The organism is Streptomyces sp., assembly GCF_050698815.1.
Lineage (GTDB): Bacteria > Actinomycetota > Actinomycetes > Streptomycetales > Streptomycetaceae > Streptomyces.
Window position 1 is genome coordinate 1 of record NZ_JBOHCV010000493.1, and the last position, 20,460, is coordinate 20,460.

General features: G+C 64.9%; 23 protein-coding genes. 15 read left to right on the forward strand and 8 right to left on the reverse strand.

From position 1 onward, the window contains the following. From recO to ACRDP3_RS17730, 6 genes are all read right to left on the reverse strand, one after another. A partial coding sequence (gene recO, locus ACRDP3_RS17705) for a DNA repair protein RecO (protein ID WP_431517948.1) occupies nt 1-165 on the reverse strand: 165 nt, incomplete at its 3' end. A 25-nt stretch (nt 166-190) separates the two neighbouring features. Next, entirely contained in the window at nt 191-814 is a 624-nt protein-coding gene (locus ACRDP3_RS17710; RefSeq protein ID WP_431517949.1) for a response regulator, read from the reverse strand. Between the two features lie 65 nt (nt 815-879). Beyond that, complete coding sequence (locus tag ACRDP3_RS17715; RefSeq protein WP_431517950.1) at nt 880-2,127, reverse strand: sensor histidine kinase; 1,248 nt, start codon at nt 2,125-2,127, stop codon at nt 880-882. 96 nt (nt 2,128-2,223) lie between these two features. Then, nucleotides 2,224-4,206, reverse strand: coding sequence for an MMPL family transporter (locus ACRDP3_RS17720; RefSeq protein ID WP_431517951.1), 1,983 nt, complete (start codon nt 4,204-4,206; stop codon nt 2,224-2,226). A gap of 291 nt (nt 4,207-4,497) precedes the next feature. After that, a complete protein-coding gene (locus ACRDP3_RS17725) occupies nt 4,498-4,707 on the reverse strand; it encodes a hypothetical protein (RefSeq protein ID WP_431517930.1) in 210 nt (69 codons plus the stop codon). Next, a complete protein-coding gene (locus tag ACRDP3_RS17730) occupies nt 4,704-4,949 on the reverse strand; it encodes a hypothetical protein (protein ID WP_431517931.1) in 246 nt (81 codons plus the stop codon). Before ACRDP3_RS17730 ends, ACRDP3_RS17725 begins: the two co-directional genes overlap by 4 nt. 189 nt (nt 4,950-5,138) lie before the next feature. Between ACRDP3_RS17730 and ACRDP3_RS17735 the strand changes: the two genes are divergently transcribed. Both ACRDP3_RS17735 and ACRDP3_RS17740 read left to right on the forward strand, forming a co-directional pair. After that, entirely contained in the window at nt 5,139-5,990 is an 852-nt protein-coding gene (locus tag ACRDP3_RS17735) for a helix-turn-helix domain-containing protein (RefSeq protein ID WP_431517932.1), read from the forward strand. After that, nucleotides 5,971-6,177, forward strand: a complete 207-nt coding sequence (locus ACRDP3_RS17740; protein ID WP_431517933.1) for a DUF397 domain-containing protein — start codon at nt 5,971-5,973, stop codon at nt 6,175-6,177. Before ACRDP3_RS17735 ends, ACRDP3_RS17740 begins: the two co-directional genes overlap by 20 nt. Nucleotides 6,178-6,196: 19 nt before the next feature. Here the strand turns inward: ACRDP3_RS17740 and ACRDP3_RS17745 are convergent, their stop codons facing one another. Then, nucleotides 6,197-6,871: a TerB family tellurite resistance protein gene (locus tag ACRDP3_RS17745; RefSeq protein ID WP_431517934.1), complete on the reverse strand. Its 675-nt coding sequence runs from the start codon at nt 6,869-6,871 to the stop codon at nt 6,197-6,199. A gap of 277 nt (nt 6,872-7,148) precedes the next feature. On the opposite strand from ACRDP3_RS17745, the gene ACRDP3_RS17750 reads away from it, so the two are divergent. From ACRDP3_RS17750 to ACRDP3_RS17810, 13 genes are all read left to right on the forward strand, one after another. Further along, a complete protein-coding gene (locus ACRDP3_RS17750) occupies nt 7,149-11,783 on the forward strand; it encodes a DUF6531 domain-containing protein (protein WP_431517935.1) in 4,635 nt (1,544 codons plus the stop codon). Beyond that, nucleotides 11,780-12,319, forward strand: coding sequence for a hypothetical protein (locus ACRDP3_RS17755; RefSeq protein ID WP_431517936.1), 540 nt, complete (start codon nt 11,780-11,782; stop codon nt 12,317-12,319). Before ACRDP3_RS17750 ends, ACRDP3_RS17755 begins: the two co-directional genes overlap by 4 nt. Nucleotides 12,320-12,482: 163 nt before the next feature. Continuing rightward, a complete protein-coding gene (locus tag ACRDP3_RS17760; RefSeq protein WP_431517937.1) occupies nt 12,483-13,034 on the forward strand; it encodes a hypothetical protein in 552 nt (183 codons plus the stop codon). A gap of 18 nt (nt 13,035-13,052) precedes the next feature. Next, a complete protein-coding gene (locus ACRDP3_RS17765; RefSeq protein WP_431517938.1) occupies nt 13,053-13,481 on the forward strand; it encodes a hypothetical protein in 429 nt (142 codons plus the stop codon). A 420-nt stretch (nt 13,482-13,901) separates the two neighbouring features. Continuing rightward, nucleotides 13,902-14,318 (forward strand): Imm10 family immunity protein, encoded by a 417-nt coding sequence (locus ACRDP3_RS17770; protein WP_431517939.1) that lies wholly within the window; start codon nt 13,902-13,904, stop codon nt 14,316-14,318. Between the two features lie 55 nt (nt 14,319-14,373). Further along, entirely contained in the window at nt 14,374-15,120 is a 747-nt protein-coding gene (locus ACRDP3_RS17775; RefSeq protein ID WP_431517940.1) for an SMI1/KNR4 family protein, read from the forward strand. Nucleotides 15,121-15,478: 358 nt separating this feature from the next. Then, nucleotides 15,479-16,273, forward strand: coding sequence for a hypothetical protein (locus tag ACRDP3_RS17780; RefSeq protein WP_431517941.1), 795 nt, complete (start codon nt 15,479-15,481; stop codon nt 16,271-16,273). 138 nt (nt 16,274-16,411) lie between these two features. Next, nucleotides 16,412-16,825, forward strand: coding sequence for an ankyrin repeat domain-containing protein (locus ACRDP3_RS17785; protein ID WP_431517942.1), 414 nt, complete (start codon nt 16,412-16,414; stop codon nt 16,823-16,825). 240 nt (nt 16,826-17,065) lie between these two features. Continuing rightward, entirely contained in the window at nt 17,066-17,599 is a 534-nt protein-coding gene (locus ACRDP3_RS17790; protein ID WP_431517943.1) for an Imm21 family immunity protein, read from the forward strand. Continuing rightward, the gene (locus ACRDP3_RS17795; protein ID WP_431517944.1) at nt 17,596-17,937 is read left to right on the forward strand and encodes a hypothetical protein; all 342 of its coding nucleotides are present in this window, start codon (nt 17,596-17,598) and stop codon (nt 17,935-17,937) included. Before ACRDP3_RS17790 ends, ACRDP3_RS17795 begins: the two co-directional genes overlap by 4 nt. A 157-nt stretch (nt 17,938-18,094) precedes the next feature. Then, nucleotides 18,095-18,352, forward strand: a complete 258-nt coding sequence (locus tag ACRDP3_RS17800; RefSeq protein ID WP_431517945.1) for a DUF7660 family protein — start codon at nt 18,095-18,097, stop codon at nt 18,350-18,352. Between the two features lie 193 nt (nt 18,353-18,545). Further along, nucleotides 18,546-18,875: a hypothetical protein gene (locus ACRDP3_RS17805; RefSeq protein ID WP_431517946.1), complete on the forward strand. Its 330-nt coding sequence runs from the start codon at nt 18,546-18,548 to the stop codon at nt 18,873-18,875. 108 nt (nt 18,876-18,983) lie between these two features. Then, entirely contained in the window at nt 18,984-19,379 is a 396-nt protein-coding gene (locus ACRDP3_RS17810; protein WP_431517947.1) for a hypothetical protein, read from the forward strand. A gap of 20 nt (nt 19,380-19,399) precedes the next feature. On the opposite strand, the gene ACRDP3_RS17815 is transcribed toward ACRDP3_RS17810, so the two are convergent. Next, entirely contained in the window at nt 19,400-19,984 is a 585-nt protein-coding gene (locus ACRDP3_RS17815) for a Uma2 family endonuclease (RefSeq protein ID WP_431517952.1), read from the reverse strand. Nucleotides 19,985-20,460 lie beyond the last annotated feature (476 nt).

The following is a 20,460-nucleotide window of genomic DNA, read 5'->3' on the forward strand; positions in this document are numbered from 1 at the left end:
GCTGAAGGGCTCCAGCCGCGCACCGAACTTCGACTTGGTACGCCGCACACCCCGTGCCACCGCCCGCACCCGTCCGTGACCGCGCGTGAGCAGCGTGATGATCCGGTCCGCCTCGCCCAGCTTCTGGGTGCGCAGCACGATGCCGTCGTCGCGGAACAGACTCATGCCGACAGTCTCGCCCATCCGCGCACTACCCGGCGCCTCCCGGGGTCACCAGCCCGGATTCGTAGGCGGCGATCACCAGCTGGGCGCGGTCGCGGGCGGACAGCTTGCCCATGATGCGGCTGACGTGGGTCTTGGCGGTGAGCGGGCTGAGCCCGAGCGCGTCCGCCACCTCGGTGTTGTTCAGGCCGCGCGCCACCAGGGCGAGCACCTGCCGTTCGCGGTCGGAGAGGGGAGCGAGCCCGCCCGGTGCGGGACCGTCGGTCCGCGGGGTCTCGGGCGTCCGCAGCACCCGCGCGATGAGGCGGGCGGTGGGGCCCGGGGACAGCAGCGCCTCGCCCGCGTCCACGGTCCGTACGGCATCGAGCAGTTCGGCGGGCCGGGTGTCCTTGAGGAGGAACCCGGAGGCTCCGGCGCGCAGCGCGTCGACGACGTACTCATCGGTGTCGTAGGTGGTGAGCACCAGCACCCGCACCGCTGCCAGGTCTTCGTCCGCCGCGATCAGCCGCGTGGCCGCGATGCCGTCCAGACCGGGCATCCGGATGTCCATCAGCACCACGTCGGCCCGCTCGCTCCGGGCCAGTTCGACGGCCTCCTGGCCGGTCCCCGCCTCCCCCACCACGACCATGTCCGGGGCGGAGCCGATGAGCATCGCGAACGCGGCGCGCACCAGCCGTTGATCGTCGGCGAGCAGGACGCGTACGGTCTTCGGCCCGCTCACCGGGTCTCCTTCAGGAGCTCGCCCCGTGCGGGCTCCAGCGGCAGTACGGCGGTCACGGCGAAGCCGGGGGCGTCCGCGCGGGGCCCGGCGTCGAGGGTGCCGCCGACGCTGCGGGCCCGCTCGCGCATCCCGACGATTCCGTAGCCCGCGGGCCTGCCCGTCGTGGCCGGGTCCGGGCCGGTGGCCGGGTGCACCGCCGGGTCCGGCACCTCCATACCGCCGTCGTCACGGACTTCGACCCGGAGCGCGTCACCGTCCGCGCTGTACTCGACCGTCACCCTTGCCCCGACCGACGCTCCCGCGTGCCGGACCGCGTTGGTCAGGGCCTCCTGCACGATGCGGTAGACGGCGACCGACACCGCCCGCGGCAGCGCGGCGTCCGGCTCCACTCCTACGGCCGACTCCACCCGCGCACCCGCGCCCTCCGCCGAGCGGACCAGGTCGGGCAGCCCGGCCAGGCCCGGCAGCGGGCCGTGGCCGTTGGGGTCATGGCCGTCCGGGTCGTTGGCGCGCAGGACCTCCAGGGTCGTACGCAGCTCCGCACGGGCGTCGCGGCAGGTCCCGGAGATGCCCTCCAGGGCATCGGCGACCGCCGCGCGGTCGAGCCGCTGCGGGTCGGCGACCAGCACATGTGCGGCCACCGAGGTCTGCACGCCGATCAGCGTGATGCTGTGCGCGAGCAGGTCGTGCAGGTCGCGGGCGATCCGGAGCCGTTCCTCGGCGACCCGGCGGGCGGCTTCCTCCTCCCGGGTACGTTCGGCCCGTTCCGCTCTCTCCATGATCGCCGTGACGTAGTTCCGGTGGATGCGCACGGCTTCGCCGACGAGCACGACGGCGAACAGCCAGCCCGCGCTGCGGAGCATGTCGGAGACCAGATCCGAGTTGCCCAGCGCCACCATCACGGTCGTCATGGCCGCGAGTGAGGCGGCGACGGTCATGAAGGTCCGCATCGGCGGTCCCGCGAGGGCGAGCGAGTACAGCGCGACCAGCGTGGCCGGCACCGCGGCGGAGTGCGCGAAGTTCATCGCGTGGTACGGCACGAGCAGACAGATCACCGCTGCCGCCGACAGCCCCGGCGCCCGGCGGCGTGCGACGAGCACCAGCGCGGTGCCGACGAGGAGTGTCCAGCCCAGCAGGTCCGGCGTCCGCCCGTCGCCGGACGGCACGGCGACGGCGAGCACTGCCTGCACGACGAGGACGGAGGCGGCCAGCCCCAACTCCCGCACGGGGACGCCGTCCCTCACGTGACGCTGCGGCGGGAGCAGCGCCCGTGCGATGACGGCGGCCACCGGGTCCTGTGCTGTGCTCCCTGTGCTCACCGCTCCATCCTCCGTCACCCCTCACCCATCCGTACCGTGCGAGCGGAAGAGCTTGCCCGGCCACCACACCCACCGCTTCAGCAGCAGGCTCGCCGACGTCACCAGATAGGTGCGCACCAGGAACGTGTCCAGCAGGACGCCGACGGCGACGACCAGGCCCATCTCGACCATCATCACCAGCGGCATGTTCGCCAGTACACAGAACGTCGCGGCCAGCACGATGCCCGCGGAGGCGATGACGCCGCCCGTCGTCCGCAGCGCGGTGACGGCCGCCGCCGGTACCTCGGCTCCCTTGAGGCATTCCTCCCGGGTCCGGTGCATGAGAAAGATTCCGTAATCGACGCCGAGGGCGATCAGGAAGACGAAGCTCAGCAGCGGCAGGCCGGGGTCGAACCCCTGGAAGCCGAAGAGAGGTTCGAAGACCAGTCCGCCGATGCCCAGTGCGGCACCCCAGGAGGCGATCACCGCCACGACCAGCACGAGTGGGCCGATCAGGCTGCGCAGCAGGGCGATCAGGATGAGCAGCACCACCCCCAGGACCATCGGGATCACGACCTTACGGTCGTCCGCGTTGGTCTTCTCCTCGTCCAACTGCTGGGCGCTGGGCCCGCCCACGAGCGCGTCGGCACCCGGCACCTCGCGCAGATCGCCGCGCAGGGTACGGATCATCTCCTTCTCCTCCGACGACTCCGGGCCGTCGGTGGAGAAGACGCTGATCTCGGTCCAGCCCGCCCCGGACCGGCCCTCCGCCACCCGTGCCACGCCCTGCGACCCACGTGCCTGCCGTGCCACCTCCCCGGCCTGCCCGGACCGGGCCAGCACCGTGACCGGCCGGCTGCTGGACCCGGGGTAGGCGGAGGCCAGCGTTTCCGACGCGGAGACGGACTCCGGCTTGTCGGTGAAGGCGTCCCCCTGCTTCAGCGGCCCCGGGAGGCTGAGCACACCGACCGCCAGGATCCCCAGCAGCAGCGTCCCGCCGGCCAGCACCGCTGCCGGACGGCGGCCGGCCGAGGAGCCCATGAGGGCGAACAGCGAGCGGCGCCGGGCCGGTTCGGTCCCGTACTGCGGCACCAGCGGCCAGAAGACGCGGCGTCCGAGCAGCACCAGGATGGCGGGCAGCAGGGTCATCATCGCCGCGAGAGCGCAGACCACACCGGCCGCACCGACGGGTCCGAGACCACTGCTGCTGTTCAGGTCGGCCGCCAGCAGGCACAGCAGTCCCAGCACCACCGTGCCGGACGAGGCGAGTACGGCCGGGCCGCAGCCGCGCAGCGCGGCGCGCATGGCCTCGTACGGACGCGGGTGGCGCCGCAGGTCCTCGCGGTACCGGGACACCAGTAGCAGGGCGTAGTCGGTCCCCGCCCCGAAGATCAGCACGGTCATCACCGAGGTGCTCATGGTGGTGACCGTGATGTCGAAGCCCTGGATCAGCGCGTAGACCAGCGCCATCGAGGCGACGGTCGCGGCGCCGACCATCACCAGCGGAATCAGCCACAGGACCGGACTGCGGTAGGTGAGGATCAGCAGGATCGCGACGACCGCGGCGGTGCCCATCATCAGCGTGCCGTCGATGGACTCGAAGACCTCTTTCATGTCCGCCTGGACCGCACCCGGGCCGCCCACCTCGATGGTCAGTCCCGCGGGCGGGGCGTCGAGCTGCTTCCGTACGTCGTGGACGGCCCGGTCCCGCTCGCTCTCCTCCGCGAGTCCGCCGATGGACAGCGGAGTCATCAGGGTGTCGCCGTCCTTGGAGGGAATGGCCCGGGGCGGGGCGTCACCGCTCAGCTCGTACCGCTCCCCCACCTCCCGCGCCTGCGCACCCGCCAACTGCCGGTCGGCGGCGGTCAGGCCGCCGTCCCGGTGGTGCACCAGGATCAGATCGGCGGTGCCGCCGCCGGGCAGCTTCTGCACCAACTGCTCGACGCGGGTCGAGTCGGCGCTCGCCGGCAGGTAGTCCACCGGCTGGTCGCGGGTCGCGTCACCGAGCTTCCCGGCCAGCGGCATCGCGAGGGCGATCACCGCCACCCACAGCGCGATCACCGCCCACGGCAGGGCCCACCGTCGACGCCGGCCGCTCCCCTGGCCACTCTGGCCGCCTTGGTCACCCTGGCCGCCCTGCTGGGCGGGCGGCTCCCGCCCCACGTCCTGCTGCAACTCCGCGACGGGCCTCATGCGCCTGTCCCCTTCCCGGTCACCGGATGTCTGGCTGTGACCAGACTCCCGGCGGCACGGGGCGATTTCGTCGCTCCCCGGACCGAGGTACGGGCTGCTCCCGTGGGCGTCGCAGCGCCCGCACTACTCCCCGGGGAGTAGGTAGGACAGCTGCGCGTGCAGCACTTCGGCCTCGGCGGACGAGAGGCGCAGATCGAGATCGGAGTGGTACGCGCCATCGCGCAGCAGCCACAACGGAACGGCGATACGGCCGTCCTCCGCCCGCCGCACGGGCTTGCCGGGGACGCGGTCGATACGCCAGCCGTGAGACGTCACCGATGAGCTGACGGTCATGACGGCGTCTCCCCGCGCCATGCCGTGCGGAGCACGGCGGCGAGCTTGCGCGCGGTGGCGATGTTGCAGTTCCCCAGCGCCACCAGGGCCAGCGACGGACTGGCCGCGAAAGCGGGCGGGTCCACGCCGATGGAGGGCAGTGTGATGCCGTGCGCCGAGAGTGCCGTACGGAGATCGGCGACGCAGCTGTGGGCGTCGTCAGTGTCGGGGCCGGTCTCCCAGCCGAGGTCATGGTCGTACATGAAGCCGCACCTTTCCTGTGCAAGGGGTGACGAACACATCACACACTGCTGCCAAACCGCGTACCGTGACAGGGGTTCGGGCTCCCGGCCGTGACACGCGAAAGGGACAGGCGGGCCTGTGGGAAACGCGGGAATCCGCCGGGCCCGGACAGGAATCGACAGCGGACTGCGCACCAACGGCGGTGAACGATGCCAGGACCCAAGGACATCGACGGCTCGGCGAGCCTCCCCACCTTCTACGGCAAGGAGTTGCGGTGGAAACGGGAACAGGCGGGGCTCAGCCAGCAGAAGCTGGTCGACGGCAGCTTCTACGGCGCAAGCCATCTCAGCGAGATCGAGCGCGGCGAACGGCGCATGCCGATCGACCTGGCCCGGCACGTGGACCAAGCGCTGGCTACTGACGGCTTCTTCGAGCGCTGCTGCGAGGACGTACGCAAGGCGAAGCGGGGCGGGCACGCCGACTACTTCGAGAAGGTCCTGGAGGCGGAGAAACAAGCGGGGACCATCGAGGAGTGGTGTCCCACTCTGATCCCGGGGCTGCTGCAGACAGAGTCGTACGCCCGGACGGTTCTGGAAAGCACCCAGGCGCTGGGGTTTTCCGAAGAGGTCGACCTCAAGGTCAGCGCCCGGCTCGCGCGGGCCAGTCTCTTCGAGGAGAACGAGCCCCCGATGTACTGGGTGGTCCTCCATGAGACGTTGCTACGGCAGCCCATCCTTCCCCCCAAGGAAATGGCCGAACAGCTCGATTGCATCGCACAGTTGGGGAGGCGCCGTCGGATCATTCCCCAGGTGCTTCCGTGGAACGCCGGGGCGCACCCGCTCATTCTCGGCAGTGCCACGATCATGACCTTCGCCGATGCGCCACCCATGGTCTACACGGAAGCCACTTACAGCGGCGACACCATCGATGATCCAAGGATCGTGCAGAAGTACCGGAAGTCGTACGATCTGCTCAGGGCCGTCGCACTGCCCCCGAAGGCGTCCCTGGCCATGATCGAGACAGCGGCAGAGGACCATCGAAATGACAAGGATCCAGACTGACTTGAGCGCCGCGAAATGGCGCAAGAGCAGCTACAGCAACCCTGACGGTGGGAACTGCGTCGAGGTCGCCGACGGGCTCACCGGCATCGTCCCGGTCCGCGACAGCAAGTTCCTGGATGGCCCAGCCCTGGTCATCGGCGCCCATGCCTGGTCATCCTTCATCGGCCACGTCAAGACCGTGAGTTGACGCCGGCACCCGCCGACGTTCAGTGCGGGGTGCGGGCCTCCGCGAGCAGCCGGTCGATGTCGGCCTCGGCGATCCACAGTGACCGACCCACTGCCGCCAGCGCTTCCCGCTCCGCCAACTGGTAGACCCCGTCCGACAGGGCGATGCGCGCACCCTGCAACAGCAGGCTCTCCCGGCCCGCGGGCGCCAGGTGAGGCGCCAGCGGCGCCAACGCCTCGTGCAGCTCGATCTCGGCGGAGACGCTGTCCACACCGAGCGCGGCCAGCAGGGTCAGCAACTGGTCCTCGCCACAGTCGGGGAAGCCCGCGCCGCGCACCGTGTCGACGGCGGCCTCCCGGGCCGTACGGCTTTCGCAGCCGCCTGCGGCGAGGACGGTGAGGGCGATGGCCTGCACCCCGTCGCGCAGCAGGGTGGCGAGGCGGTTGGTGGTGAGGTGGTCGAGGGCGTCGGTGCCGAAGTGGCCATGGCATGCGGCGCACTGCACGACGGGGTCCACCTCGCCCCGGGGCAGCAGCGGCACGCCCAGCACCACGAAACACTGCCGGCCGGTGCGACGGCGGTAGCTGCGGTCACCGCCGCAGCCGGGGCAGAAGAAGTCGCCGTCATCCACGGTGTGCCAGCTGGTGCGCAGACCCGCCACCCGCACAACTCGACGCTGTCCTCGCCGCTCACGGGAACGCCTCACGCTGCCCACGCCCCACCTCCGTAACGAACCGGCCACGCTGCCGGTGAACGTGATGTTAACCACAGCGGCGAGGTGACGTCAGTAGTTCGTTACGGACGATTCCGTGGACGACCCCCCGAGCCCCTGCCGACCGTTCACGCAACCCCAGGGTGCAATTCGCCCGAAATCGCCTCACCAAGCCCCCATCTCGATTGACCGGGAACCCCATGGAGGTGCGAACACGTCTCGTGGCATGGTGGTTGACCAGCTACGGAATCAAGTCGCGGGTGTACGGGGGCGTTGAGGCATGGGTTACACGATTCCTGAGGGTGTCGACACGATGCTGGACATCGTGGGCGTGGGCTGGCCGAACGTGGATGAGGACGCGTACCGCGATATGGCGGACGCGTTGCGGGAGTTCGCCGAGGACGCGGACGATGACGGCCACGCCGCCCATCAGCACATCCAGCGGCTGGTCTCCTCGGGCAACAGCGAGGCGCTCACCGCGCTGAACGGTCACTGGTCGAAGGTCAAGGGCAAGCACAAGGACCTGGCGAAGGCCGCGCGGATCGTGGCGGGGGCGCTGGACAGGGTGGCGGAGATCATCGTGGCGCGGAAGATCGCCGCGGTGGCGGAGCTGGCGGACCTGGTCGCGACGGTGGGTATCGCGCTGGCGGCGGCACCGTTGACGATGGGGCTCACGTCGCTGCTGGCGGGGGCGAAGATCGTGGCCACACGCCTCGCCTTCAAGCGAATACTCAAGGAGATGGCCGAGGCGGCGGTCGAGGAGATCGTCGCGACGCTGACCGAGCCGGCGGTCAAGGCGCTGGAGAACATGGTCGCGGATCTGGCGATCGGGGTGGCCTCGGACGCCCTGGGTGTGAACGGCGGCAACGGCGGCCAGGGCGGCCCCGGTAAGGACGGCATGCAGCTGGCGTCGGCCGGTGGCGGCGCGGGCGGCGGCGCCGGTAAGGGCAAGCTGCACATCGACCACGGGGAGCACGACAACGCCGGTACGAAGCTGGCCGGCGTACAGATATCGATGAGCACCCGCTCCGGGAGCAAGCTGTCCAAGGCCAAGGGCCATCACGGCCGCGCCAAGGGCAAGGACTCCCTGACGGCCGTGTTGGACACCACTATCGAGGGGGTGACGGAGAAGCTCACCAAGGGGCTGAAGGAACTCGGCGAACACGTCGGCGAGACCCTCCCCAAGGGCATCAAGAAGATCTCCGACGACCACAAGACCAACGAGCAAAAGACCCGCGACTCCTTCAACAAGATCCAGGCCGGCGACGGCAAGGACGGCCGCGGCGGCGGACCCCGAGGCGGGGCGAACGGCGGCCGGGACCGCAACTCGCCCCACATGAAGCCCAACTCCACCCGGGAGGCGAAGAACGACCCCGGTGCCGTCTCCCGCTCCGAGCCGAACCGGGTGTGCAAGACCGACCCGGTCGATGTGGCCACCGGCGAGATGATCCTGACCCAGACCGACCTCGCCCTGCCCGGCGTACTGCCGCTGGTACTGCGCCGCACCCACGTCTCCAGCTACCGCTACGGCCAGTGGTTCGGCCCCAGCTGGGCCTCCACCCTGGATGAACGCCTCGAACTCGACCCGCGAGGCGCAACCTGGACCCGCGAAGACGGCTCCCTGCTGATCTACCCCGGCCTGCCCCGCGAGGGCGGCGAGGCGGTGTGGCCGCTGGAGGGCGACCGGCTGCCCCTGGCCTGGACCGGGCAGACCAGCCTGGGCGATACGACCTACACCGTCACCGACCCCCATTCGGGGCTGTCCCGCCATTTCACCGGCAACCCCTACCAGGGCGGCAGCCTGTACTGGCTGACCGGGATCCAGGACCGTAACGGCAACGGCATCGACATCACCCGCGGCGAGAACGGCCTGCCCACCACCGTCACCCACGACGGCGGCTACTCCGTACGCGTGACCAGCGACACCGACCTGGGCCGCGTCACCGGCATCTCCCTGCGCACCCCCGACGGCCTCGTCCGCGTCATGTCCTACGGCTACGACCCCGCAGGCAACCTCGACGCGGTCACCAACTCCTCCGACACACCCCTGCGCTTCACCTACGACGACCAGCGCCGCATCACCTCCTGGACCGACCGCAACGACTCCACCTACAGCTACATCTACGACACCGCCGGCCGCGTCGCCGAAACCGTCGGCCCCGAGGGCTACCTCTCCTCCCGCTTCACCTACGACACCGAGAACGGCGTCACCTACTACACCGACTCCACCGGCGCCGTCACCACCCTCCAGCTCAACGACCTGCGCCAGGTCATCGCCGAAACCGACCCACTCGGCAACACCGTCCGCCAGGAATGGGACCGCTACGACAATCCCCTCTCCCGCACCGACGCACTGGGCCACACCACCCGCCTCGACTGGGACGAGACCGGCAACCTGATCACCGTCCACCTCCCCGACGGCACCACCTCCACCGCCACCTACAACTCGCTGAACCTGCCCGAGGAGCTGACCGGCCCCGACGGCACGGTCTGGTGCCAAACCTGGGACGAACGCGGCAACAACACCGCCGTAACTGCACCAGATGGCTCAGTCACTCGCTCCACCCGCGACGCGACAGGTGCCATCAGCTCGGTGATAGACGCTACGGGTGCTACCCAGCAGCTGACTAATGACGCGGTCGGCCTTCCGCTGACGACCATCGACCCGCTGGGCCGCACCTCATCGGTGACGCGAGATGCGTTCGGACGCCCGTCTGTGGTGACCGACCGGCTGGGCACGACTACCTACTTGGAATGGACGACAGAGGGCCTTATCCGTCGCCGTACCACCCCCGACGGCAACTCCCAGACCTGGACGTGGGACGGCGAGAGCAACTGCCTGACCTACACCGACGCCAACGATGGCACCACCACCATGGAGTACACCCACTTCGACCAGCTGGCAGCTCGTACCACGGCGGACGGGATGCGCTACGAATTCGGTTACGACACCGAACTCCGCCTCACCTGCGTCCTCAACCCTCAGGGCTTGACGTGGCGTTACGCCTACGACCGCGCCGGGCACCTGGCATCCGAGACGGACTTTGACGACCGCACACAGCAGTACGAGCACAACCCGGCCGGTCGCTTGGCCACCCGCACCACCTCGCTCGGCCAGGAGATCCGCTACACCTACGACGCACTTGGGCGCCCCGTCACGAAGATCGCCGACGGAACCACGACCTCATACGTCTATGACCGGTCAGGCCGTCTCATCGCTGCGTCGTCCCCCACCTCCGACCTCACCCTCGAGCGCGATGTCATGGGGCGCCTCCTGGCAGAGTCGGTGGATGGCCGTACCACGACCTACGCCTACGACCTCGCAGGCCGGCGCACATCCCGCACCACTCCCACCGGCGCCGTAACGAATCTCATCTACGACGAAACGGGAAACCGCGCTCAGCTGTCTGTGCACGGCCACCTACTCGACTTCTCCCACGACGCGCTGGGTCGTGAAATCGAGCGTGCCTTCGGCACGGTGACCCAATCCGTCACCCTCACCACAGCGTGGGACACGGTCGGCCGCCAGACCGAGCAGTCCCTGGCCACGCAGGCCCGCACCCTGCGCTCCCGCTCCTACAGCTATCGCCCCGACAACCACCTCACCTCCGTCACCGACCAACTCACCGGCCACACCCGTCAATTCGAACTCGACTCCGTCGGGCGCCCGTTGACGGTCACGGCCGAGAACTGGACCGAGACCTACGCCTACGACGCGGCAGGCAACCAGACCACCGCCGAATGGCCTGACCGCGCACGCAACACCGAAGCACGCGGCGAACGCACCTACACCGGCACACAACTACTGACGGCAGGCGCAGTCCGCTACGAACACGACGCCGCCGGCCGTATGGTGCTGCGCCAAAAGCGCCGCCTGTCGAAGAAGCCCGACACCTGGCGCTACACCTGGGACGCCGAAGACCGCCTCACCTTCTGCACCACCCCCGACGGCGCCACCTGGAGCTATCTGTACGACCCCCTCGGCCGTCGCACCGCCAAGCGACGCCTGACCACCGCCGGCGACGTCGCCCAGGAGCTTCTGTTCATCTGGGACGACACCCGACTCGCCGAACAGGTCGACACTGGCACCAATATCGTCTTGACCTGGGACCATGACGGTCACCGCCCCCTCACCCAGACCGAACGTCGCCTGGACCCCCAAGACCAGAGCGAGATCGACTCGCGCTTCTTCGCCATCGTCACCGACCTCGTCGGCACCCCCACCGAACTCGTCGACGAAACCGGCGACATCGCCTGGCACACCCGCACCACCCTCTGGGGCACCACCAACCACAACCGCGACGCCACCGCACACACCCCACTCCGCTTCCCCGGCCAATACGCCGACCCCGAAACCGGCCTCCACTACAACTACTTCCGCCACTACGACCCCGACACCGCCCGCTACGCGAGCCCAGATCCGCTGGGCCTGACCCCCGCGCCGAATCCGACGACGTACGTCACCAACCCTCACACGAACACAGATCCTCTAGGGCTATCCCCCTGTTCTGATGTGGAATACGGTGCACCAAACCGAGGTCGACCGTCGGGTGCCATCGCCCTTATCGGGCCGAGCCACCAGCAAGGAACCAAGGCACAAAGGCGAATAAAACCGCCGGGATTCGGCGGAGAACCCGCAGGCCACTCGCGCGGCCATTTGATCCCAAAACAACTCGGGGGAGATGGACGGGACGAACGTAACCTGGTCACGCAAGATGCCCAAGTAAACAACGGCCCGCAAAGCGACTTCGAGGATGAGGTTTCAGCATACGTTCACGGAGGGCACGAGGTTCTTTACGTTGCGACACCACACTATTCAGGAAATGATCCGATCCCAAGTAGGGTTGATATAGACGTGTACGGAGATGATGGTTGGTACATGGGCGCCTCCTTCATGAACCGGAGTACGACATGAGTGATCTCAGCGACCTGGTGAGCCTCTGCCCACCTCCGGGAGCGAGGAGTTCGACACCAACTTCCTCCCTCGACCTGCGTACACACAATTATGCCGTTGAGCGAAAACTGCTTCAAAGCTTGTACGGCGGGGGATGCTTCAATGACTTTCTCTGGATCTATGCCCCAGAACACCGCAATCCACATCTTTCTTCTGAATCACGAACTTCCCGACTGCACACCGTGCTTCAAAGAAGAGCCGCTAGCAGTATTCGTTCACGAATTCGGGAACTAGGCTTCACCATCTACGACACTGTATCTTGGGGCGGAACCGATAACGGTGATCTATGTTGCTGGCTGAACAGCGACGCCAGAGATTCATCCACTGGCCTGATCATCGACTGCAAGGAAGACGCGTTCTTTGAGTACTCCGGTTTCACAGCATCACTGATTCATGACCTTCTCGTCGGTAAAGTAACTTGCCCGCTGTTTCCCGACGACTTTCTCGATGAAGCACCGTCGTACCACGTGCCACAACCTCCCGACCCATTCGCCTAATTATTGCGCCGAAATGAATGGGTTTGCGACCAACTCACTGGCCACACACGCCGATTCGATTCACTCTGCCGGACAACAGTCAGCGTTCAGGCCGTCGGACCACTTGGGGCACGAATCACCCTGAAGCGGGAGGCGAAGCGATCTTTGATCGCTCTTCGAAGGCATGAGCGTTGTAACTGATTTGCTAGATGAGATCCGATCTCAGATTGAGAACCTGCAACGGACCGTCGTGCAGGATCTGGAGCAGCCAGGCGCTTCTGAGGAACGATTCCGTTCTCTCATCGGGGATGCACCGGAAGCCGTAAGGGATTGGTACCTCTGGTGCGATGGAACGCGCCGTCGCGCTGGACAGAGCGTGGGCGACGCTTCGTTCATTCCCGGTTACATTTTTCCATCGCTCGAGGAAGCAGCGGAGATTCGACGTAACGGCCGCGATGATCTGGATCAGATGGGGAATTGGCTGCCGCTCCTGATTAGCGCCTCCACGGATCTCTATGCCGCCGTATGGGACGGGACCCATACGATCGGCGTGGCTGGCGTCCTCGAAGGCGAGGAGACGGAGTTGGAGTACGTCACCATCGAGGAGATGCTGACGGTTTTTGTCTCCGCCTATAGTGATGGAGCTTACGTAGTTCGTGATGGCCATCTAGACGTCGATGACGACCGAATGGACGATGTCTATCGCACCGTCACGGGCAGGGAACCCTTGTATTGATCCGAAACGGCAAGGCTGTTGAGTAAGATTAAAGATCTCTGGGACGAGCACAAGGTTCCCGTGGACGATGCGCTGCACTTTGCCGACGGGCGCTCCTTCGATGCCTGCGTTACGCCAGAATCACCGGGTGGAATTTCTATCCTTGAGCCTTTCGATCTAGACGACCGCCTGTCCATTGCTCCGAATTGGGTTTCGGTGGTCGACGGACTGGAAGAGGAGTTGGAGGATGGTGGATTCCTTTGGCACGGGGATGGGGATAATGGCTCGGAAGGCTTCTTCGCCAGAGTCAATCCAGATCGCTCGCTAGTGTGGGTGGTCTTCTTCACCGACTCCAACCCGTTCACAAAAGCCGAGGTTGTCGGTAGATACGCAACACTCTCCTCAACGAGTGGAGTAGTGATCACTATCGACATCGACGACCCAAGAAGGCCTGTGCCCAGGAATTAATCGTCACCACTCAGGTGCCTGATTGCGCGTGATCGAGGAGCAAGAGGGCCTCTGGGCCAGCCCCTCGGGCCCACTCGGGGGCACGAATCAGCATGAAGCGGGAGGCAAGGCGATCTTTGATCGCTCTTCAAATGCATGAGCATTGTAATTGATCTGCTAGATGAGATCCGATCTCATCGGTAAGGGTTCGGGCTCGTTGTAGAGGCGTGGAGGATCTGGTGTGGGACGACGCCCTGCGTCTGCCGCCGCCGACGTGGGAGGCTCTGCGGTTGCGGGTGAGTCTGAGGCGGCTACTGGAACCCTGCGAGTAAAACGGAGATCCTCTCTTCGTCGTCTGCTTCTCGTGATGGGAATCAACGTCGTATAGATGTGGGATGGCGATCAGGGCTCTGGAACCTGGATCGCGGGGAGGAGACGCTAATGCACATCATCGCCAGCGCCGCTGGCGCTGTGGCAGACGAGGATGACGAAGTCCTGGAGGCCGGTTTCTCCGAAGGGGAAGATGGTTCGGGAGTGGCCGTGCTCTTCCAGCGGGACCTCTTCGCCGAAGACCCTTGGCAAGGTGATCCTGCAACGGAGGACTATTCCTCCAACAGCTACTGCGTCACCCAGGGAACCGGGCAATCGTGCTATGGCGGAGTCGAGCAGATCTCGTTTGACAAAGATACTGCAACCATCACGTTCTCCAGCCGCATCGCCAACACCCTTGGCCTCGGCGACAAGCTTGTCGTTGCCTTCACGGTCCCAGAAGAAGACCTTCAAAAGTTCAAAGAAGCCCTTTCCCGTGTCGTCACCTGGGGAACCCCGACTCAGATTCCGCAACTGTCGGGCTGGTGATCGCTTGAGATGATGGTCGGTACATGTACACCTCTTTCATGAACCGGAGTACGACATGAGTGAACTCGGCGACCTGGTAAGCCTCGGCCCACTTCCGGGTCTGGTGAGTTCGACACCAACTTCCTCCCTCGACCTACGTACACACAACTACGCCGTTGAGCGAACAACTGCTGACGCTCACGGCGACAAATGGTTCCAGCTCACACCCCAAGGGGTCATCGACCGGAAGGAACATCCGCACGATAATGAATCAGCCGAAGCCATGAACCAGTATGTCTCCCAGATCGCGGACCTGACGCCGAGGCCGTCTGCAGTACCTCACCATGACTGGGAATCCATCGAAGAGAACCACGAGCTGAGCCTCCCGACAGACTATAGAGAACTCGTCGACTCGTTCGGCGGCGGGGTCTTCGACGGTTATCTCTGGTTTCTTGAACCGGACTGTCGCAACCGCCATTACGATCTGGCGGCGAATATCGACGAGAGGGTGGAGTCTCTCGAATACTTATGGGAATCGGGAGAGCCGAAGCCGCCGGCGGTGGCGGAGCCCAAGAGTAGATTGATTCCCTGGGCATCCACGGACAACGGTGAGTTCTTCTACTGGCTTGCCAAGGAAGGGCAAGCACCGGACCTCTGGCAAGTCCTGATCAACGAAGCCCGCGGCGAAGACTGGGAACACTATGCGATTGGGTGCGCTCAACTCCTGGCTGAGCTGCTCTCGGGTCGGATCCAGTCAGAACTGCTCTCTTCGAGCTTCCCGAAGTCCGAACATACCTTCCAGTCGAGCGCCGAGTTCATCTAGCGTCCTGGTCCGGAATCCCCTCACGACTTCCCTGAGGAGATTTGGACAGCCGAGCTGGCAAGAGGGGTGGGAGGTCAAATCTGTCGTGATACATGATGCTGATGGCGTGAATCTTGAGCTTCAGCGGCTGGGTCGGCGGTCGGTGACTCGCACCACCCCGGATCGCCGGGTCGACATCGAGTCGGTCTTTCCTGAACTCGCTGCCTACAGGCGGGCGGTGACCCGTTTGCACCCCCGCCCTGGTTCCCCCACCGCGGAGCAGAGCTCAGTGGGCGGTCCTTTCCTCTGGCCTGCGAAGGACTCCTGGCCTGTGTGCCGGGTGCCGCACCCACGGGGCAGGGGCGAACGCGTACGTGACGTGCGCAGGCAGCGGCGCATCCTCGCCAACGCGTGGAGCCGTGAACCAGGCCCAGGCCGGCAGGCCGGCCCCACCGACGAAGAGCGCGAAATCCTCGCGTCTCTCCAGCCGGGTCACCACGCGCCCTTGATTCGTGACACTGACCCCATCCCGCTGATGCCGCTGGCCCAGCTCTTCGCACACGACGTTCCTGACCTCGATTTCCCAGACGGCTACGACATTCTGCAAGTCCTCTGGTGCCCGTTCGACGCACATGGCGAACGGGAAGCACGCCCGGACTTCCACCTGCACTGGCGGAAACGTGGAGAGATCAGCGGCTCGTTGACTGACGCCCCCGAGCTGGAGGTAGTCGGCACCGGTGACTACGTGCCCGAATCCTGCGTGCTTCATCCTGAAGTAGTCGCCGAGCACGAATACATCGGACTGCTTCCTGAGGAGTTGCAAGCCCGGATCGAGGCGTGGGAGGAATCCAACACCGACGGTGCTTTCGACTACCGAAGCGACCTTTCGATCTCCCCCGGGTGGAAGGTCGGCGGATTCGCCACCTGGCACTCGACCGATCCCTACTCGGTCGAGTGCTCGTGCGGGGAGACGATGCGTCTGCTGCTCACTGTCGCCAGTACGGAGTGGGACGGTGGCAACGAGAGCTGGGTACCCGCCGAGGACCTGGGATTCATCGACGACTTGGATGCCAACGCACCGACTCAGCTGTCAGTCGCCCGCGATGGCTCGCTCCAGATCTTCGTCTGTCCCACTGATCCAATCGGTCACCCGCCGCACGTAGATGAGCAGTGACAACCCAACTACTTGAGATCTGGCCTCCTGTATGACCCGCACTCCGGGCCGTATCCATGCCCCGGAGGAGTCGAGGTCGGTAGGATCGTTGGGCACTCCCTCAGATTGAAGACGCCACCCCAATAATGAGCCATCACCATGCGCAGGAATGATCAGCACGGAACTGACCGCCTGGGGCGGATCCCGCTCCACTACGCAGTCTTGGAAGGGGATGCGGTCCTGGTCCGAGAACTGTTGGCGGCGGGATCCGATCCGAACCGCAAGGATCGGGACGGGTTTACACCCCTTCACCTGGCCGCGCAAGGCTGGCAGCCTGAAGCTGCTGCCGTGTTGATCGAGGCGGGAGCGGAGATTGACCCAGTCAACAAGTTCGGCAACACACCCTTGTTTGTTGCCGTATTCAACTCGCGCCGGCGTGGCGAGTTGATCGAACTGCTGCGGTCGCACGGATCTGATCCCGAGAGCTCTAACATTTCGGAACAAAACCCTGTGGGGTCGGCTCGAAAGATCAGCAACTACGACGTAGCCCAGTATTTTGACGATGTGAATTGAGTGACACCATTCCCCCACTCACGTGCCGCCGCACTGCATCACTACGATTACCTTCCGCCGAAGAGGTGGCCGTCATGAGAAACACCATCGCCCCTGAACGGCCAGATCCAGGTGGGTCTGGCCTGAACCTCTTCTGGAACTTCCGAACTCGGCCCGGGCAACAGGTCCATGGCGTAGGCGGATTGACGGGCCAGCAAGGGTAACGTCCCGCGTACGACACCGAATGGAGGTGATGGGTGTATGGCAAATCCTCATAATCCATCTCAGGATAAACTAAGGTGGATTGAATCCGCCGGATGTCCATTCATTATTGTCAACTCCCTTCAAGCGCATGGCTGGCGGGGAGTTGAGGGGGAGGACTATGAGGCCGCATGCCTGGTCGAGGACTATCTTTGTCGTGTTGACGTGGGTTTACGAGGAAGCGGAATCGTTGTAGCGGACGAACCTCTGCCGGCAACATTTTTGCCGGAACTCTCATGCGTTCTTCAATGGAGCTACGCAGAGTCGGATCAGATACTGATCGATGGCGCAAAGAAGTCATTCGCCGACATTGAAGATTGGGAACCTGGCCCGATCATCGACGCGACGGGTGAGCTGGTGATGTTTGACGCCTCCATTCCGGGTGGCTCGCTGGCGCAGGACGACATTCTCTCCATTTCGCTGCGCCCGGGAACCTACCAGTTCAGTACCGCAGATTTTGAGGTTGACGAAGAAACAGCGGGGCGGCTTCATTCCATTCGCGCCTTGAGGTCTTCCGATCCCGCTGCAGTATGAGCTTCTTCACAATACCGGTTGCCCCGGAGGCCGAAAAGTACCTCCTTGTAGTCACCGACGAGATGCATGAGAGACCAGCAATCATATGGGATAGGCAGACCGCTAACTCCGGGAGAATTACCAAGGAGCATCTGATGACGCGAGATGAACTGATTCATCTGGTGGAGAGGATTATGGCGGGCGAAGGAACGGAGAGCGAGCATGGCGAGCTCGTTCGCCAACTCAAGGAGAATGTTCCACATCCCCGGGCCGTAGGGCTGATCTACTTTTCAGATCCGCCACTGTCCGCCGCTCAAGTCGTTGATGAAGCGCTTGCCTATCGACCCATCGCAATGTAGCTCTATCACCTCACACAGGAGCGGTTTCGCACGCCGAGGGCATGCGCTGAACCGAACGTCGTAAACGAGTATGGGCTGTCCTCGAGACGTCGGCGGTGCCTCGCAGGAAATGAGAATCATCAACATTTGGTCACGGCATTGATGAGGCATGGGAACCATGAGCAATCTGAATCCCAATCCAGCGGATGTGCAATCCAGGGATGACTTGTACCGTTTCCTGGTCGACCTCGCACAGCGAGTAAAATCAGGCGAATTTCCGATGGAGAACGAATCATCCGTTGACTACGTCAAGGCGGCCGCATATTGGATTCGCTCCATGCACGGTTTCTTCGCCAACCGGGGAGAGCAAGTTCCCGCTGATCCCGAGTGGTCCACCATCGCAATGATTTTCACTGCTGCGTTCGTTTACGAGTAGTGAGTGCACTCGGAACTCGGGGTCACCAAATCAAAACGCGGAAAAGGACCTGCCACCTGGCGCTCCTGAGCCCGTCCCAGGCTGACCGGACGGATTCCCGGTGACTGACACACGGCGACCGCGGTGTTAGCGCACCGATTCGAGGGCCTTCACACGGCAAACGACATGCCTCCCCAACCGTAGGAGATAGAGTATGGCTTACTTTATGAATGACGTCATGGGAGGAGTGGTCGATCAGCCAGACGAGACCCAGATCCGGGACATCCTGGCGGAACTGACTAACGCTGACGACGAGCATCCAGATATATCACTGGTCCACGAATCGGGCTGGTCTTTGAGTGTCTTTCGGGACAAGGTGTTGACATGGGAGAACGTAGAGGATCCGGCAATTGCCCCGCGAGAGACATCACTTACCTCCTGGGATGACGTTGTTGATCTACTTCTTGAACTCGCCCACGGTCACATTACTGAAGTTGACCGGACCATTTCGAGAATGCCGAACATCATCGCTCCTGAACGGTAGATCCGGATGGGTCTGGGCTGAGCATGTTCTGGAACTGCCGAACTCGGCCCGGGCGACAGGTCCGTGGCGTAGACGGGTTGGAGGGCCGGCAGGGGTAACGTCCGGTGTGTGACAGAAGCGGCGTATCAGACCCGGCTCGAGCGGATTCTCGGCGTTCCCTTGGCGGAGAGCGCGGTGCGGCAGTGGCCGCAGAGTGGGGAACTCCTCAGTGGCAGGGCGCGGATCGCCGAGGTGGAGTCCCAATTCGTCGGGCTGCGGCTCGGCGTGGGCCGGCGGCATGCGTGCGGGGACACCCTGGTGGTCGAGTGGAGCACGGACTACGGCGACGGCCGAGCGTACCGGAACGTCTCCATCGCCGAGCTCGTCGACGGCCAAGCCGTACGGGTCACGGACTACTGGGGGGAGCCGTTCGCCGCGCCGGAGTGGCGGCACTCGCTGTCCGAGAGGCTGGAGATGCCGCGGAACGGTATCTGGCCGGCCGGGGATGCCCTCACGCAGGATTGATCACGCGATCGGCGGCGGCCTCAGAACTCGCTCGTGTCCAACTCGAAGCCCAACGGCTCGGGCAGGGCGATTTTTTTGGACAGCATCGCCTCCGACTTCCGGGTGTACTGCTCCACGGACGGTTCGGAGTAAACGATGACCTCGCCAGCTTCGCGGTCGATCAAGAGGTAGCAGGGGATCCCTGCACGCGCGTAGCCCCGAAGCTTCGGCCCCCGGTCCTGATAGCCGGTGGAGCGGGACGTCACCTCGCCGACGAGGATGACGGGGGCGGGGTCGTGGTACTCCTTTTTGTCACCGAAGCTTCCCTTCGGTGCGATCACCAGGTCGGGGACGACCTTGCCAGTGGGAGAGGCATCGGGAACGAAAAGTCCGAGCCCGGTGTACCGGCCCAGTTCCTTCCTATGGTCACGCACCTGTCCGGTCACTTCGGACACGATCTCTTCATGCTCGCCATTCGCCGGTGGCACCACGTGGATCTCTCCCTCGATCAATTCCACGCGCCACCCTTCGGGGGCTGCCGCGCTCAACGCATCGAAGGCGTTCTCCACCGACGACACCGTGCTGTCGTCGGCCACCACGTCGGACTCACGCTCGGGGGCTGCCATGGCCACGTGGCCCTCCTTCGTCGCGGAGCAACGTATCCAGAATAGCCGCGCGGCCGTGACCGGAGCGGTCAACGCTCGTCCCATCGCGGTAGCCGTGACGTTTCTGCACCTCACAGCCCGTCTGAGCGTGCTATCGGATGGCCTCGCCGCGCGCAGCTCACTGCGAAGTTCGTCGCTCTCAGGGCATCTTCGTGGGACCCGGGACGTTGAATAGTGTGACTATTTGTCACTATGTCGTCACGTAGTGTTTAGTGGCGCCAAACGGGTTGCCGGTGACCGACACACGGCGGCCCCCGGCGGTGTTAGCAGCACCGGTCCGAGGGCCTTCACCCGCGAGGACTTACATAGGAGTCCCTGGGATGCTTCGGCATGTTATCGCGCCTGCGCGCTTCTTCTCGCAGGTGCCCAACGAGATCATCCGCCACCCCCGGCTGTCCTCGGACGCCGTCCGGCTGCTGACCTGGCAACTGTCCCTG

What these genes read in the sequence shown, in the direction of transcription:
- ACRDP3_RS17710 (WP_431517949.1), bottom strand. Translation starts at nt 814, where the DNA reads ATGCTCATCGGCTCCGCCCCGGACATGGTCGTGGTGGGGGAGGCGGGG.
- ACRDP3_RS17720 (WP_431517951.1), bottom strand. Translation starts at nt 4,206, where the DNA reads ATGCCGCTGGCCGGGAAGCTCGGTGACGCGACCCGCGACCAGCCGGTG.
- ACRDP3_RS17725 (WP_431517930.1), bottom strand. Translation starts at nt 4,707, where the DNA reads ATGACCGTCAGCTCATCGGTGACGTCTCACGGCTGGCGTATCGACCGC.
- ACRDP3_RS17730 (WP_431517931.1), bottom strand. Translation starts at nt 4,949, where the DNA reads ATGTACGACCATGACCTCGGCTGGGAGACCGGCCCCGACACTGACGAC.
- ACRDP3_RS17735 (WP_431517932.1), top strand. Translation starts at nt 5,139, where the DNA reads ATGCCAGGACCCAAGGACATCGACGGCTCGGCGAGCCTCCCCACCTTC.
- ACRDP3_RS17740 (WP_431517933.1), top strand. Translation starts at nt 5,971, where the DNA reads ATGACAAGGATCCAGACTGACTTGAGCGCCGCGAAATGGCGCAAGAGC.
- ACRDP3_RS17750 (WP_431517935.1), top strand. Translation starts at nt 7,149, where the DNA reads ATGGGTTACACGATTCCTGAGGGTGTCGACACGATGCTGGACATCGTG.
- ACRDP3_RS17755 (WP_431517936.1), top strand. Translation starts at nt 11,780, where the DNA reads ATGAGTGATCTCAGCGACCTGGTGAGCCTCTGCCCACCTCCGGGAGCG.
- ACRDP3_RS17760 (WP_431517937.1), top strand. Translation starts at nt 12,483, where the DNA reads ATGAGCGTTGTAACTGATTTGCTAGATGAGATCCGATCTCAGATTGAG.
- ACRDP3_RS17770 (WP_431517939.1), top strand. Translation starts at nt 13,902, where the DNA reads ATGCACATCATCGCCAGCGCCGCTGGCGCTGTGGCAGACGAGGATGAC.
- ACRDP3_RS17775 (WP_431517940.1), top strand. Translation starts at nt 14,374, where the DNA reads ATGAGTGAACTCGGCGACCTGGTAAGCCTCGGCCCACTTCCGGGTCTG.
- ACRDP3_RS17785 (WP_431517942.1), top strand. Translation starts at nt 16,412, where the DNA reads ATGCGCAGGAATGATCAGCACGGAACTGACCGCCTGGGGCGGATCCCG.
- ACRDP3_RS17790 (WP_431517943.1), top strand. Translation starts at nt 17,066, where the DNA reads ATGGCAAATCCTCATAATCCATCTCAGGATAAACTAAGGTGGATTGAA.
- ACRDP3_RS17795 (WP_431517944.1), top strand. Translation starts at nt 17,596, where the DNA reads ATGAGCTTCTTCACAATACCGGTTGCCCCGGAGGCCGAAAAGTACCTC.
- ACRDP3_RS17800 (WP_431517945.1), top strand. Translation starts at nt 18,095, where the DNA reads ATGAGCAATCTGAATCCCAATCCAGCGGATGTGCAATCCAGGGATGAC.
- ACRDP3_RS17805 (WP_431517946.1), top strand. Translation starts at nt 18,546, where the DNA reads ATGGCTTACTTTATGAATGACGTCATGGGAGGAGTGGTCGATCAGCCA.
- ACRDP3_RS17815 (WP_431517952.1), bottom strand. Translation starts at nt 19,984, where the DNA reads ATGGCAGCCCCCGAGCGTGAGTCCGACGTGGTGGCCGACGACAGCACG.